The organism is Pseudomonas sp. MF5691, assembly GCF_016405645.1.
Lineage (GTDB): Bacteria > Pseudomonadota > Gammaproteobacteria > Pseudomonadales > Pseudomonadaceae > Aquipseudomonas > Aquipseudomonas shahriarae.
Genome location: NZ_JAEKDC010000014.1, coordinates 88,256 through 102,838, shown reverse-complemented (window position 1 = coordinate 102,838; position 14,583 = coordinate 88,256). Strand labels below are relative to the sequence as shown.

The window sequence follows — 14,583 nt, the reverse complement described above, 5'->3', positions numbered from 1 at the left end:
ATCACTATGCCGGCTTCATTCGTTCACCTGCGCCTGCACACTGAATACTCCCTGGTCGACGGCCTGGTACGGATCAAACCGCTGGTCAAAACCCTGGTGGGCATGAATATGCCGGCCGTGGCGGTGACCGACCAGAACAACATGTGCTCCCTGGTCAAGTTCTACAAGAGCGCCATGGGCGCCGGCATCAAGCCGATCTGCGGCGCCGACTTGTGGCTGTCCAACAAAGACCCCGATAACGCCTTGAGTCGCATCAGCCTGTTGGCGATGAACGGCGTGGGTTATCGCAACCTGACTGAACTGATTTCCCGCGGTTTTATCGACGGCCAGCGCAACGGCTCGATCATCATCGAGCGCGAATGGGTGGCCGAGGCCAGCGAAGGGCTGATTATGCTGTCGGCTGCCAAGGAAGGGGAGGTTGGCCTCGCCTTGCTGGGCGGCAATCCCCAGGAGGCAGAAGTGCTCGCCCGGGAGTGGATGGCGGTGTTCCCTGACCGCTTCTACCTGGAAGTTCAGCGCACCAATCGCCCCAACGACGAAGAGCACCTGCACGCTGCCGTGGCCCTGGCCGAAAAGCTGGGTGCGCCGCTGGTCGCCACCAACGATGTGCGTTTTATCAAGAAGGAAGACTTCGAGGCCCACGAAACCCGCGTGTGTATCGGCGAAGGCCGGGCGCTGGACGATCCGCGTCGCTCGAAGAACTACAGCGAAGAGCAGTACCTCAAAAGCGCCGAGGAAATGGCTGAGCTGTTCAGCGACTTGCCCGAGGCCCTGGAAAACTCCGTCGAAATTGCCAAGCGCTGCAATATCGAAGTGAAGCTGGGCAAACACTTTTTGCCCAACTTCCCGATTCCCGATGGCATGACCATCGATGAGTATTTCCGCAAGGTGTCGTTCGATGGTCTGGAAGAGCGTCTTTCCGTCCTGCTGCCCAAGGACACCACCGAAGATTACGAGGCCAAGCGCCAGGTGTATGTCGACCGGCTGAACTTCGAGCTGGATATCATTATCCAGATGGGGTTCCCGGGTTACTTCCTGATCGTAATGGACTTTATCCAGTGGGCCAAAAGCAACGGCGTACCGGTGGGCCCTGGCCGGGGGTCGGGTGCCGGCTCGCTGGTGGCTTATGTGCAGAAGATCACCGACCTCGACCCGCTGGAATATGACCTGCTGTTCGAACGGTTCCTGAACCCGGAACGGGTATCGATGCCCGACTTCGACGTCGACTTCTGCATGGATGGTCGCGACCGTGTCATCGAATATGTGGCCGAGAAATATGGCCGTAACGCTGTAAGCCAGATCATCACCTTTGGTTCCATGGCGGCCAAGGCGGTAATTCGCGACGTGGCGCGGGTACAGGGCAAGTCCTACGGTCTGGCGGATCGTCTGTCGAAGATGATCCCCTTTGAAGTCGGCATGACCCTGGAAAAGGCCTACGAGCAGGAAGAAATCCTGCGCGACTTCATCAAGGTCGATGAAGAAGCCGCCGAAATCTGGGACATGGCGCGCAAGCTCGAAGGCGTGGTGCGTAACGTTGGTAAGCACGCCGGTGGCGTGGTAATCGCGCCGACCAAGCTGACAGACTTTTCGCCGATCTATTGCGACGAAGAAGGCGATGGCCTGGTAACCCAGTTCGACAAGGATGACGTGGAGGCGGCCGGCCTGGTGAAGTTCGACTTCCTCGGCCTGCGTACCCTGACGATCATCGACTGGGCGCTCAAGACCATCAACCGTGAGCGCGCCAAGGTGGATGAAGCGCCGCTGGATATCGCTTTTATCCCACTGGACGACAAACCTACCTACGCGCTGCTGCAAAAAGCCGAAACCACTGCGGTGTTCCAGCTTGAATCCCGCGGCATGAAGGAGCTGATCAAAAAGCTCAAGCCCGACTGCCTGGAAGACTTGATCGCACTGGTGGCCCTGTTCCGTCCGGGCCCGCTGCAATCGGGCATGGTGGACGACTTTATCAACCGGAAGCACGGGCGCGCCGAACTGGCTTACCCGCACTCCGACTACCAGTACGAAGGCCTCAAGCCGGTACTGGCACCGACCTATGGCATCATCCTGTATCAGGAACAGGTGATGCAGATCGCCCAGGTCATGGCCGGCTACACCCTTGGCGGTGCGGACATGCTGCGCCGGGCCATGGGTAAGAAAAAACCCGAGGAAATGGCCAAGCAGCGCGGCGGCTTCATTGAGGGTTGTGCCACCAACAATATCGACGCCGACCTGGCCGGTAACATCTTTGACCTGGTGGAAAAATTCGCCGGTTATGGTTTCAACAAATCCCACTCCGCCGCCTACGGCCTGGTGTCGTACCAGACTGCCTGGCTGAAGGCCCACTACCCGGCGCCGTTCATGGCGGCGGTGCTGTCGGCGGATATGCACAACACCGACAAGGTCGTGACCTTGATCGAAGAAGTGCGGACCATGAAGCTGCGCCTCGACGCGCCGGACGTGAACGCCTCGGAGTTCAAGTTCACGGTGAACGACGAAGGCCGCATCATTTATGGCCTGGGGGCGATCAAGGGCGTGGGCGAAGGCCCGGTTGAGGCGATTACCGAGGCGCGCCAGGACGGTCCGTTCAAGGACCTGTTCGACTTCTGCGCCCGGGTCGACCTCAAGCGCATCAACAAACGTACCCTCGATGGCCTGATCCGCAGCGGCGCACTTGACCGTCTTGGTCCGTACTTCCATGACGAGTCGAAGGCCTACCAGGCCAATATCGACCGTAACCGCGCGGTACTGCTGACCGCCATGGAAGAAGCGATCAAGGCCGCTGAACAAACCGCCCGCACCCATGACAGTGGGCATGCCGACCTGTTTGGCGGGTTGTTCGTCGAAGAAGATGCCGATGTGTACGCTAACCACCGTAAGGCCAAGGAGCTGACCCTCAAGGAACGCCTCAAGGGTGAAAAAGACACCCTGGGCCTGTACCTCACCGGCCACCCGATTGACGAATATGAGGGCGAAATCCGGCGTTTTGCCCGCCAGCGCATCATCGACCTGAAACCGGCGCGCGATACCCAGACCGTGGCCGGGATGATCATTGCCCTGCGGGTAATGAAGAACAAAAAGGGCGACAAGATGGGTTTCATCACCCTCGACGACCGCTCCGGGCGTATCGAAGCGTCGCTGTTTGCCGATGCGTTCCATTCCGCGCAGTCGCTGTTGCAGACCGACGCGATGGTGGTGGTGGAGGGCGAGGTCAGCAACGATGACTTCTCCGGCGGCCTGCGCCTGCGGATCAAACGCGTAATGAGCATGGAAGATGCCCGCACCAACCTGGCCGAAAGCCTGCGCCTGAAGGTGAAAACCGAAGCGCTCAAGGGCGATCAGCTACGCTGGCTGGGGGATCTGCTCAAACGTCACCGTGGTGCGTGCCCGGTGACCATGGAGTACACCGGCAGCGATGCCAAGGCGATGTTGCAGTTTGGCGAGACGTGGCGAATTGACCCGGCTGATGGCTTGATTCAAGCATTGCGTGACCAGTTCGGGCGTGACAACGTCTTCCTCCAATACCGTTGACGGTCAGGGCTGCCCTTGTACCCCTGACCTCGACTCGACATTTAATCTCGACCTTGACGCGCCTCTCCCTTAAGGTAGGGCGCGAATAGACAACCGGCTGGCCAGGCACTCCCTGGCCGTCGACCCAAGACGGACGCTTATGAACCCGAATTTTCTTGATTTCGAACAGCCGATCGCTGACCTGCAAGCCAAGATCGAAGAGCTGCGCCTGGTCGGCAATGACAATTCGCTGAATATCGGCGATGAAATCTCCCGCCTGCAAGACAAGAGCAAGACGCTCACCGAAGACATCTTCGGCAAGCTGACCAGTTGGCAGATCGCGCGCCTGGCCCGCCACCCGCGCCGTCCGTACACCCTGGACTACATCGACCACATCTTCACCGAATTCGACGAGCTGCATGGCGACCGCCACTTCTCCGATGACGCGGCGATTGTCGGCGGCATTGCTCGCCTGGATGACCAGCCAGTGATGGTGATCGGTCACCAGAAAGGCCGTGAAGTGCGTGAGAAAGTGCGTCGCAACTTCGGCATGCCGCGTCCGGAAGGCTACCGCAAGGCCTGCCGCCTGATGGAAATGGCTGAACGTTTCAAAATGCCGATCCTGACTTTTATCGACACCCCTGGCGCCTACCCAGGCATCGACGCTGAAGAGCGCAACCAGAGCGAAGCGATTGCCTGGAACCTGCGCGTGATGGCGCGTCTGAAAACCCCGATCATCGCTACCGTGATCGGTGAAGGCGGTTCCGGTGGTGCGCTGGCCATTGGCGTCTGCGACCAACTGAACATGCTGCAATACTCCACCTATGCGGTGATCTCGCCGGAAGGCTGCGCCTCGATCCTGTGGAAAACCGCAGAAAAGGCCCCGGATGCTGCCGAAGCCATGGGGATCACCGCTGATCGCCTGAAAGGCCTGGGTATCGTCGACAAAGTGATTGCCGAACCCCTGGGCGGCGCCCACCGCGACCCGGCGGCCGCATCGGCCACCATCCGCGCCGAACTCTGCGCGCAGTTGGACATGCTCAAGAAATTCGACAACGAGGCGCTGCTGGCCCGTCGTTACGAGCGCCTGATGAGCTACGGTCTCTAAGCTACTGCATTACCCTGTGGGAGCGGGCTTGCCCGCGATAGCAATGTGTCAGTGCCAGATGGGTTGACTGGTACACCGCTGTCGCGGGCAAGCCCGTTCCCACATTGGCGTTGTATATGCTTGGCTAACGTATTCCAGTTTTGCGGCGGTAACGTGCGATGAAACCAACTCTAACCGCCAAACTCCTGCAAACCCTGGCCCCCTGGCGCGACGCCCCGGCCTGGCAGATCGCCTACTCCGGCGGACTCGACTCCACGGTTCTGCTGCACCTCCTTGCCGATCTGGCAAAAACCCAATCCTTGCCGCCACTGCAGGCTATCCATGTTCACCACGGCCTCCAGGTTGCGGCCGACGCGTGGCCAGCCCATTGCCAGGCGGTCTGTGATGCCGCCGGTGTGCCGCTGCGGGTCATGCGTGTGCAGGTGCCATCGGGTGCAAGCCTGGAGCGTGCGGCCCGTGACGCGCGCTACCAGGCGTTCGCCGAGGCAATCGGCCCAGGTGAGTTGCTACTCACTGGCCAGCACCGTGACGATCAGGCCGAGACCTTGCTGTTTCGCCTGCTGCGGGGCGCGGGAGTGCGGGGCCTCACCGGCATGCCCGCCCAGCGATCTTTGGGTGGGGGGCACCTGATGCGGCCGCTGCTGGAGGTGTCGCGAGCCGAACTGGAAACTTACGCCCGCGAGCAGCAGTTGAGCTGGATCGAAGACCCCTCCAACGGCGACCCACGCTTTTCCCGGAATTACCTGCGCCATCATGTGTTTCCCGTACTTACGGCGCGCTGGCCCCAGGCCGTGAATAGCCTGGCCCGTACTGCCGGGCATCTGGCGCAGGCCCAGGAGCTGCTCGATGAGTTGGCGCAACTGGATATGCAGGCCGCTCAACTGCCGTCGGCGTTTCCCTGGCTGGCGCTGCCATCGTTGGCACTTGCGCCACTGCGCGATCTTTCCGACGCTCGGCAGCGCAACGTCCTGCGCTATTGGCTGGCGCCGTTGACGGCGATGCCCGACAGCGAACATTGGGTTGGTTGGAGCGCCTTGCGCGATGCCAAGGAGGACGCGCAGCCGGTGTGGCGTTTGGCTGACGGCCAATTGCAGCGTTGCAACGATCGTATCTGGTGGATACCTACCAATTGGTCAGAGTTTTCCGACAGTCCTTTGAGCTGGTCGCACCCGCAAAACCCACTACAGTTACCTGGCAACGGGCAGTTGTATTTCAGCGGGCATGCCCCTGAAGGCCCTTTGAGCATCCGCTACCGCCAGGGCGGTGAAGTCATGGACGTGCCCGGCCGTGGCCGGCGCGACCTCAAGCGTCTGCTGAACGAAACGGCTGTACCGGGCTTTATCCGTGGCAGATTGCCGCTGCTCTACCAGGGCAGCCGTCTGGTGGCCGTGGCCAACCTGGCAGGGGCCTCGACAGGGCAGGGGGATGACTGGCAATTACATTGGGCGCCACCAACCTGCGATCAAGGTTTGAGCTGATAGCGCCTTTCCGGTAGACTACGCTCCCTTCTTGATACAACTTCTGTGGATTCTCCTGAAACACAGTTGTTGCCGATTACCAAGCAGTCTTTGCTGGGCGATTCCAAAAAATGTGTAGCGATCAACGTACCGGTGTTCCATTGCTGGTCTGTCACAACGCGGCGGTTTTTTTGAAAGGTGCACTGTGATTAATGCAGGTGATCGGGGGCTTCGGCCTTCCTTCGCTTTCCCCGGCGGCTCCGACCGCTTTAACGCAGACTTCTAGGGTTTTTCATGACGCGCTACATATTCGTCACGGGCGGTGTTGTTTCTTCATTGGGGAAAGGCATTGCCTCCGCTTCGTTGGCGGCCATCCTGGAGGCGCGGGGACTTAAGGTCACCATGCTCAAGCTGGACCCGTACATCAACGTCGACCCGGGCACCATGAGCCCGTTCCAGCACGGTGAAGTGTTCGTCACCCACGACGGCGCCGAGACCGACCTGGACCTGGGCCACTACGAGCGGTTCATCCGCACGACCATGACCCAGAACAACAACTTCACCACCGGCCGTGTCTACGAGCACGTGCTGCGCAAGGAGCGCCGTGGTGACTACCTGGGTGCAACCATCCAGGTGATCCCGCACATCACCGACGAAATCAAGCGCCGCATCATCAAGGGTGCAGGCGATGCTGACGTGGCGATGGTCGAGATCGGTGGCACCGTGGGTGACATCGAATCCCAACCGTTCCTCGAAGCCATCCGCCAGTTGCGTTTCGAAGTCGGCGCCAAGCGCGCGATGCTGATGCACCTGACCCTGGTGCCGTACATCGCCACCGCTGGCGAAACCAAAACCAAGCCTACCCAGCACTCGGTCAAGGAACTGCGTTCCATCGGCCTGCAGCCGGACGTGCTGGTATGCCGCTCCGATCACCCGATCGACATTTCCTCGCGTCGCAAGATCGCCCAGTTCACCAACGTTGAAGAACGTGCGGTGATTGCCCTGGAAGACGCCGATACCATCTACAAGATCCCAGGCATCCTGCATTCCCAGGGCCTGGATGATTTTGTGGTCGAGCGTTTCGGCCTGCAGTGCAATGGCGCGGACCTGTCCGAGTGGGAAGCGGTGGTTGACGCCAAGCTCAACCCTGAGCACGAAGTCACCATCGCCATGGTTGGCAAGTACATGGAGCTGCTGGACGCGTACAAGTCGCTGATCGAAGCGATGAGCCACGCGGGCATCAGCAACCGTACCAAGGTCAACCTGCGCTACATCGACTCCGAAGACATCGAAAACCAGGGCACCGCGCTGCTCGAAGGTGTGGATGCGATCCTCGTGCCAGGCGGTTTCGGCCTGCGTGGCGTGGAAGGCAAGATCACTGCCGTGCAGTACGCTCGTGAGAACAAGGTGCCTTACCTGGGTATCTGCCTGGGCATGCAAGTGGCCGTTATCGAGTTCGCTCGTAACGTGCTGGGCTGGAAAGACGCCAACTCCACCGAGTTCGATCACACCAGCGGCCACCCGGTCGTGGGCCTGATCACCGAGTGGGAAGATGCCACCGGCGCTGTCGAAACCCGTACCGAAAGCTCCGACCTGGGCGGCACCATGCGCCTTGGCGCACAGGATTGCCTGCTGGAGTCCGGCTCGCTGGTGCACGACTGCTACGGCAAGGACGTGATCGTCGAGCGTCACCGTCACCGTTACGAAGTGAACAACAACCTGCTGCCGCAGATCAAAGCGGCTGGCCTGAAAATCTCCGGTCGCTCCGGTGATGGCAAGCTGGTTGAAGTGGTCGAAGCCCCGGATCATCCATGGTTCGTCGCTTGCCAGTTCCACCCTGAGTTCACTTCGACGCCGCGCGACGGTCACCCGTTGTTCAGCGGTTTCGTTAAAGCAGCACTGACGCAACATCAGAAGAAGGCGTAAACCTGATGGCCCAGAAGATCATTCGCGTAGGCGACATCGAAATTGCCAACGACAAGCCCATGGTGCTGTTTGGCGGCATGAACGTGCTGGAAAGCCGCGACATGGCGATGCAGGTCTGTGAAGAGTACGTAAAGGTTACCGAGAAATTGGGTATCCCTTATGTATTCAAGGCCAGCTTCGACAAGGCGAACCGTTCGTCCGTGACCTCCTATCGCGGCCCGGGCCTTGAAGAAGGCATGCGGATCTTCCAGGACATCAAGCAAGCCTTCGGCGTGCCGATCATCACCGACGTCCACGAGCCTGAACAGGCTGGTGTGGTCGCCGAGGTATGCGACATCATCCAGTTGCCGGCCTTCCTGTCGCGCCAGACCGACCTGGTCGTCGCGATGGCCAAGACCGGCGCTGTGATCAATATCAAGAAAGCCCAGTTCCTCGCGCCCCAGGAGATGAAACACATCCTGAACAAGTGCGTGGAAGCGGGTAATGACCAGTTGATCCTCTGCGAGCGTGGTTCGAGCTTCGGCTACAACAACCTCGTGGTGGACATGCTTGGTTTCGGCATCATGAAACAGTTCGAATACCCGGTGTTCTTCGACGTGACCCATGCGCTGCAAATGCCTGGTGGTCGCGCCGATTCCGCCGGTGGCCGACGTGCCCAGGTACTGGATCTGGCCAAGGCCGGTATCAGCCAGTCCCTGGCAGGCCTGTTCCTGGAAGCCCACCCGGATCCGGACAACGCCAAGTGCGACGGTCCTTGCGCTCTGCGCCTGGACAAGCTGGAGCCATTCCTGGCCCAACTCAAGCAATTGGACGAACTGGTCAAGAGTTTTCCGACGGTAGAGACCGCGTAACCCGCGTTTCTCCGGTAAACTTTCCGCGCTTTATGCTCAGGCCCCCGGGCCTGAGTCTTGTCGTCTGCAAGCCTGCCCCGTTGTTCCACCCTTGCGGTCGGTCAAAAGATTTCCTTCAGCTGCGTCGTTTTCGTCAACTTTGGAGTGTTTACAACAATGGCAAAAATCGTCGACATCAAAGGTCGTGAAGTTCTCGACTCCCGTGGCAACCCCACCGTCGAAGCCGACGTGCTTCTCGATAACGGCATCATCGGCAGCGCCTGCGCGCCGTCCGGTGCTTCCACCGGTTCGCGCGAAGCGCTGGAACTGCGTGATGGCGACAAGAGCCGTTACCTGGGCAAGGGTGTCCTCAAGGCAGTAGCCAACATCAACGGTCCGATCCGCGACCTGTTGCTGGGCAAGGACCCGCTGGACCAGAAAGCCCTCGATCACGCGATGATCAAGCTCGACGGCACTGAAAACAAAGGCAGCCTCGGCGCCAATGCGATCCTCGCTGTATCCCTGGCAGCTGCCAAGGCTGCCGCCCAGGACCAGGACCTGCCGCTGTACGCGCACATTGCCAATCTGAACGGCACTCCGGGCGTGTACTCGATGCCAGTCCCAATGATGAACATCATCAACGGTGGCGAGCACGCAGACAACAACGTCGATATCCAGGAATTCATGGTGCAGCCAGTGGGCGCCAAGACCTTCTCCGAAGGCCTGCGCATGGGTACCGAGATTTTCCATCACCTCAAAGCGGTACTGAAGGCCCGTGGCCTGAGTACTGCAGTGGGTGACGAAGGTGGTTTTGCACCGAACCTGGCGTCCAACGAAGATGCACTGAAAGTGATCTCCGAAGCCGTGGCCAACGCTGGCTACAAGCTGGGCACCGACGTGACCCTGGCCCTGGACTGCGCGGCCAGCGAGTTCTACGAAGATGGCAAGTACAACCTGTCCGGCGAAGGCCAGGTGTTCAACTCCGAAGGTTTCGCGGAATACCTGAAGGGCCTGACCCAGCGCTACCCGATCATCTCGATCGAAGACGGCCTGGACGAGTCTGACTGGGACGGTTGGAAAATTCTTACCGACAAGATCGGCGAGAAGATCCAACTGGTCGGTGACGACCTGTTCGTGACCAACACCAAGATCCTGAAAGAAGGCATCGACAAGAAGATCGCCAACTCGATCCTGATCAAGTTCAACCAGATCGGCACCCTGACCGAAACCCTGGAAGCCATCCAGATGGCCAAGGCTGCGGGCTATACCGCCGTGATCTCCCACCGCTCCGGCGAAACCGAAGATTCGACCATTGCCGACCTGGCTGTGGGCACCTCGGCGGGCCAGATCAAAACCGGTTCCCTGTGCCGTTCCGACCGCGTTTCCAAGTACAACCAATTGCTGCGTATCGAAGAGCAACTGGGCGGAAAAGCCAAATACAACGGTCGTGGCGAGTTTCGCGGCTGAGTAGTTGATGGTAAAAAGACAAAGGATTGTGTCGGAAAACTCGCTGTAGAGTGAATTTGCGCACTAATCTGATGCCTATCAAGCACAAGCCTGGGTCTTCCAGGCTTCGTGCTATCAGTTGCTTCAAAAGTTTTGCATGGCTGTCTTTTTTCACTGGATACCCGATATTCGATGCGCAGTCCCAATTGGTTGTTCCTCGTCCTGCTCTTGCTGCTGGCTGGCCTGCAGTACCGCCTTTGGGTGGGCAATGGCAGTCTGGCGCAGGTGACCGACCTGACCCAGCAAATTGCCGCGCAGCACGCCGAGAACGAGGTGTTGCTGGAGCGCAACCGTGTGCTCGATGCCGAAGTGCTTGAGTTGAAAAAAGGCATGGAGACCGTTGAAGAGCGGGCTCGTCATGAATTGGGCATGGTCAAGGAGGGCGAAACCCTCTACCAGTTGGCCCAATGAGCGCCTGTTTGCCGGCCTTCTGGGCCGTGATTCCTGCCGCGGGCGTCGGTGCCCGTATGGCCGCGGACCGTCCCAAGCAGTATCTGCAGTTGGGCGGGCGCACTATTCTCGAACACAGCCTTGGCTGTTTTCTCGACCATCCGAGCCTCAAGGGGCTGGTGGTCAGTCTGGCGGTCGATGATCCTTACTGGCCCAACCTGGCGTGTGCTGCCGACCCGCGTATCCAGCGCGCGGACGGCGGGGCAGAGCGCTCAGGCTCGGTGCTCAATGCACTGCTGCAACTCAATGCCCTGGGCGCCAGCGATGACGACTGGGTGCTGGTGCACGATGCTGCGCGGCCGAACCTGAGCCGCGAAGACCTCGACACGTTATTGATGCAGTTGGCGGACGACCCAGTGGGTGGCTTGCTCGCCGTACCGGCCCGCGACACCCTCAAGCGTGTCGACAAGCGGGGGCGGGTGGTGGAAACCATTGACCGTAGCCTGATCTGGCAAGCCTACACCCCGCAAATGTTCCGCCTCGGCGCCTTGCACCGCGCGTTGGCCGATAGCCTGGTGGCTGATGCGCTCATCACCGATGAAGCCTCGGCCATGGAGTGGTCTGGCCAGGCGCCACGCCTGGTGGAAGGGCGTGCGGACAATATCAAGGTGACGCGGCCGGAGGATCTGGAGTGGCTTAGGTTGCGGTGGGCTAATCGCCGGTAGGCTGCTGGACCGAGGTGACTTCATCGCAGGCAAGCCAGCTCCCACACCTGACCGCGTATTCATGTAGAAATGCGGTCAGGTGTGGGAGCTGGCTTGCCTGCGATGAGGCCAGGCCTGACACCCCAGATCACCCGCCATACTCCGGCCGCCCAGCCAACCCCTCCTTCAAGAACTCCACCAACTTGCGCACCTTTGGCGATAAATGCCGCTGTTGCGGATACAGCGCCCACACTGCCGTATTCGGCGGTTGATGGGCTTCAAGCAGTGAAACCAGCGCGCCGCTGTGCAAGTGCTCCAGCACGTAATAGTCCGGCAACTGGCACAACCCCACCCCTTGCAACGCCGCATCCAGCACCGCTTGCCCACTGTTGCAGCGCCAGTTTCCCTGCACGCGCTGGGAAAATTCGCGTCCGTCCTGCGCCAGCTGCCAAATATCCGAACTGCCGATCAGGCAGTTATGCCGGCTCAGTTCCGACAAGCTATGGGGGCGCCCGTACCGCTCCAGGTAGGACGGCGACGCACAGAGATACATGCGTCTCGGCGCCAGGCGGCTGGCGACCATTCGTGAATCCTGCAGGCGGCCCAGGCGAATCGCCAGGTCCAAGCCTTCATGCACCAGGTCGAGGGGGCGGTTGCTCAGTTCAATATCCACCCGCAATTGCGGATAAAGCCCCATGAAGCGTGTTACCAACGGCACGATAAAACGTTCGCCATAAGCCACGGCGCAGGTCATGCGCAACATACCCTTGGGTTCACTGGTCAGGTCGCCCACCGCGCGCAAGGCTTCTTCGCGTCCGTCTTGCAGGCGTTGGCAATGTTGCAGAAAGGTCTGCCCGGCCTCGGTCAGCGTGACGCGCCGGGTGCTGCGATAGAGCAGGCGGGTTTGCAGGCGTTCTTCCAGGCGTGCCACCTGGCGGCTGATATGGGACGAGGACACGCCCAGGCGTTCGGCGGCAGCGGTAAATTGGCTGCACTCGGCCACGGCGACGAACTCATCAATGCCTTCCCAGCGGTTTTCAAGCATGGTGATTATCCCAGTACAGCAATAATGTTTTGCTTTTGTCTGGATTATTAATCAATGAGCCATGTTTTACACTGCCCGTCTTACTTTTTAAGCCCCAGGAGAAACCCGGATGATCAAGTCACGCGCCGCTGTCGCCTTTGAAGCCAAGAAACCACTGGAGATCGTGGAAGTGGATGTCGCCATGCCCAAGGCTGGTGAAGTCCTGCTGCGCGTGGTTGCCTCCGGGGTTTGCCATACCGATGCCTACACCCTGTCGGGCGCCGACCCGGAGGGTATTTTCCCGTCGATCCTCGGCCATGAAGGCGGTGCGGTAGTGGAAGCGATTGGCGAGGGTGTGACCTCGGTAGCCGTGGGTGACCACGTGATCCCGCTGTACACCCCGGAGTGCGGCAAGTGCAAGTTCTGCCTGTCGGGCAAGACCAACCTGTGCCAGGCCATCCGCGCAACCCAGGGCAAAGGCCTGATGCCGGACGGCACTACGCGCTTCTCCTACAAGGGCCAGCCGATTTTCCACTACATGGGTACTTCGACCTTTTCCGAATACACCGTGTTGCCGGAAATCTCCGTGGCCAAGATTCCTAAAGAAGCTCCGCTGGAAAAAGTCTGCCTGCTGGGCTGCGGCGTCACCACCGGTATTGGTGCGGTGATCAACACCGCCAAGGTCAAGCCGGGCGATACCGTGGCCATCTTCGGCCTCGGCGGGATTGGCTTGTCGGCTGTGATCGGTGCAGTGAAGGCCAAGGCCGGCCGTATCATCGCCATCGACATCAACCCGGCCAAGTTTGAAATCGCCAAGCAACTGGGCGCCACCGACTGCATCAACCCGAAAGACTACGACCGGCCGATCCAGGACGTTATCGTCGATTTGACCGACGGTGGCGTGGACTTTTCCTTCGAGTGCATCGGCAATGTCCAACTGATGCGCGCGGCCCTGGAGTGCTGCCACAAAGGTTGGGGCGAGTCGGTGATCATCGGTGTCGCCGGGGCCGGCCAGGAAATTTCCACCCGTCCCTTCCATCTGGTGACCGGTCGCGTCTGGCGCGGTTCGGCCTTCGGTGGCGTGCGTGGCCGCAGCGAGTTGCCAAGCTACGTGGAAATGGCCCAGAGCGGCGAAATCCCGTTGGATACCTTCATCACCCACACCATGGGCCTGGAAGATATCAATAAGGCGTTCGACCTGATGCATGAAGGCAAGAGCATTCGTACCGTCATCCATTTCTGAGGTCGGCCATGAGTCTGCAAAACCTGTCATGCCAGAAGAGCTTCGGCGGCTGGCATAAGCGTTACAAACATCATTCCGATGTGCTGGACTGCGACATGACCTTCGCCGTCTACCTGCCACCCCAGGCGGAGCAGGGCGGCAAGTTGCCGGTGCTGTACTGGCTGTCGGGGCTGACCTGCACCGATGAGAACTTCATGCAAAAGGCCGGCGCGCAACGTATGGCGGCCGAACTGGGAATAATCATCGTCGCGCCGGACACCAGCCCCCGTGGGCCGGGTGTACCGGGCGATCCGGAGAATGCCTGGGATTTTGGCCTGGGTGCCGGGTTTTACTTGAATGCCACGCAAGAGCCGTGGAGCAAGCACTATCGGATGCATGACTATGTAGTGCAGGAATTGCCGGCGTTGGTTGAAGCGCATTTCCCGGCTTCCGACAAGCGTGGCATCAGCGGGCACTCCATGGGCGGCCACGGTGCGCTGGTGTGTGCCTTGCGCAATCCTGGGCGCTACCAGTCGGTGTCGGCGTTCTCGCCGATCAACAATCCGATGGATTGCCCTTGGGGGCAGAAGGCTTTTTCCCGCTACCTGGGGGAAGAGCGTTCGAAGTGGCGCGAATGGGATGCCTGCGTGCTGATCAGCGAAGCCTCGGAAAAACTGCCGTTGCTGGTGGACCAAGGCGATCGCGACGACTTCCTCGCCACCCAGCTCAAGCCCGAGGCCTTGCAACAAGCCGCCAAGGCCGCCGGCCATCCGCTGGAGCTGCGCCTGCAGCCGGGTTATGACCACAGCTACTTCTTTATCGCCAGCTTCATCGAGGACCACTTGCGTCATCATGGACGTGCTTTGCTCGGTTAATGTCCGGCAAAAGTAGGTAGAATCACGCCCTGAA

General features: G+C 60.0%; 11 protein-coding genes. 10 read left to right on the top strand and 1 reads right to left on the bottom strand.

Features of this window, described 5'->3' with window-relative positions:
- The first annotated feature begins 6 nt into the window (after window positions 1-6).
- The 8 genes from dnaE to ispD all read left to right on the top strand — a co-directional run bounded on the left by dnaE (window position 7) and on the right by ispD (window position 11,449).
- Window positions 7-3,528: a DNA polymerase III subunit alpha gene (dnaE, locus tag JFT44_RS19795; RefSeq protein ID WP_057958701.1), complete on the top strand. Its 3,522-nt coding sequence runs from the start codon at window positions 7-9 to the stop codon at window positions 3,526-3,528.
- A 139-nt stretch (window positions 3,529-3,667) separates the two neighbouring features.
- The gene (locus JFT44_RS19790; RefSeq protein ID WP_029297260.1) at window positions 3,668-4,615 is read left to right on the top strand and encodes an acetyl-CoA carboxylase carboxyltransferase subunit alpha; all 948 of its coding nucleotides are present in this window, start codon (window positions 3,668-3,670) and stop codon (window positions 4,613-4,615) included.
- 158 nt (window positions 4,616-4,773) lie between these two features.
- Window positions 4,774-6,093, top strand: a complete 1,320-nt coding sequence (tilS, locus tag JFT44_RS19785) for a tRNA lysidine(34) synthetase TilS (RefSeq protein ID WP_057958702.1) — start codon at window positions 4,774-4,776, stop codon at window positions 6,091-6,093.
- Window positions 6,094-6,366: 273 nt separating this feature from the next.
- Window positions 6,367-7,998: a CTP synthase gene (locus JFT44_RS19780; RefSeq protein WP_057439891.1), complete on the top strand. Its 1,632-nt coding sequence runs from the start codon at window positions 6,367-6,369 to the stop codon at window positions 7,996-7,998.
- Window positions 7,999-8,003: 5 nt separating this feature from the next.
- On the top strand, window positions 8,004-8,849 hold the full coding sequence (gene kdsA / locus JFT44_RS19775) for a 3-deoxy-8-phosphooctulonate synthase (protein ID WP_057439889.1): 846 nt from the start codon (window positions 8,004-8,006) through the stop codon (window positions 8,847-8,849).
- 156 nt (window positions 8,850-9,005) lie between these two features.
- Window positions 9,006-10,295, top strand: coding sequence for a phosphopyruvate hydratase (eno, locus tag JFT44_RS19770; RefSeq protein ID WP_029297253.1), 1,290 nt, complete (start codon window positions 9,006-9,008; stop codon window positions 10,293-10,295).
- 171 nt (window positions 10,296-10,466) lie between these two features.
- On the top strand, window positions 10,467-10,745 hold the full coding sequence (gene ftsB / locus JFT44_RS19765; RefSeq protein WP_029297251.1) for a cell division protein FtsB: 279 nt from the start codon (window positions 10,467-10,469) through the stop codon (window positions 10,743-10,745).
- Window positions 10,742-11,449, top strand: a complete 708-nt coding sequence (ispD, locus tag JFT44_RS19760; RefSeq protein WP_198831049.1) for a 2-C-methyl-D-erythritol 4-phosphate cytidylyltransferase — start codon at window positions 10,742-10,744, stop codon at window positions 11,447-11,449. Before ftsB ends, ispD begins: the two co-directional genes overlap by 4 nt.
- A gap of 127 nt (window positions 11,450-11,576) precedes the next feature.
- Here ispD and JFT44_RS19755 read toward each other — a convergent pair whose 3' ends face one another.
- Entirely contained in the window at window positions 11,577-12,473 is an 897-nt protein-coding gene (locus tag JFT44_RS19755; RefSeq protein WP_038446476.1) for a LysR substrate-binding domain-containing protein, read from the bottom strand.
- A gap of 109 nt (window positions 12,474-12,582) precedes the next feature.
- On the opposite strand from JFT44_RS19755, the gene JFT44_RS19750 reads away from it, so the two are divergent.
- Window positions 12,583-13,695 carry an S-(hydroxymethyl)glutathione dehydrogenase/class III alcohol dehydrogenase gene (locus JFT44_RS19750; RefSeq protein ID WP_198831048.1) on the top strand — a complete coding sequence of 371 codons (1,113 nt, stop codon included), beginning with the start codon at window positions 12,583-12,585 and terminating at the stop codon, window positions 13,693-13,695.
- Window positions 13,696-13,703: 8 nt separating this feature from the next.
- The gene (gene fghA, locus JFT44_RS19745) at window positions 13,704-14,549 is read left to right on the top strand and encodes an S-formylglutathione hydrolase (RefSeq protein WP_057958705.1); all 846 of its coding nucleotides are present in this window, start codon (window positions 13,704-13,706) and stop codon (window positions 14,547-14,549) included.
- Window positions 14,550-14,583 lie beyond the last annotated feature (34 nt).

What these genes read in the sequence shown, in the direction of transcription:
- JFT44_RS19790 (WP_029297260.1), top strand. Translation starts at nt 3,668, where the DNA reads ATGAACCCGAATTTTCTTGATTTCGAACAGCCGATCGCTGACCTGCAA.
- tilS (WP_057958702.1), top strand. Translation starts at nt 4,774, where the DNA reads ATGAAACCAACTCTAACCGCCAAACTCCTGCAAACCCTGGCCCCCTGG.
- ispD (WP_198831049.1), top strand. Translation starts at nt 10,742, where the DNA reads ATGAGCGCCTGTTTGCCGGCCTTCTGGGCCGTGATTCCTGCCGCGGGC.
- dnaE (WP_057958701.1), top strand. Translation starts at nt 7, where the DNA reads ATGCCGGCTTCATTCGTTCACCTGCGCCTGCACACTGAATACTCCCTG.
- JFT44_RS19750 (WP_198831048.1), top strand. Translation starts at nt 12,583, where the DNA reads ATGATCAAGTCACGCGCCGCTGTCGCCTTTGAAGCCAAGAAACCACTG.
- fghA (WP_057958705.1), top strand. Translation starts at nt 13,704, where the DNA reads ATGAGTCTGCAAAACCTGTCATGCCAGAAGAGCTTCGGCGGCTGGCAT.
- JFT44_RS19780 (WP_057439891.1), top strand. Translation starts at nt 6,367, where the DNA reads ATGACGCGCTACATATTCGTCACGGGCGGTGTTGTTTCTTCATTGGGG.
- kdsA (WP_057439889.1), top strand. Translation starts at nt 8,004, where the DNA reads ATGGCCCAGAAGATCATTCGCGTAGGCGACATCGAAATTGCCAACGAC.
- JFT44_RS19755 (WP_038446476.1), bottom strand. Translation starts at nt 12,473, where the DNA reads ATGCTTGAAAACCGCTGGGAAGGCATTGATGAGTTCGTCGCCGTGGCC.
- ftsB (WP_029297251.1), top strand. Translation starts at nt 10,467, where the DNA reads ATGCGCAGTCCCAATTGGTTGTTCCTCGTCCTGCTCTTGCTGCTGGCT.
- eno (WP_029297253.1), top strand. Translation starts at nt 9,006, where the DNA reads ATGGCAAAAATCGTCGACATCAAAGGTCGTGAAGTTCTCGACTCCCGT.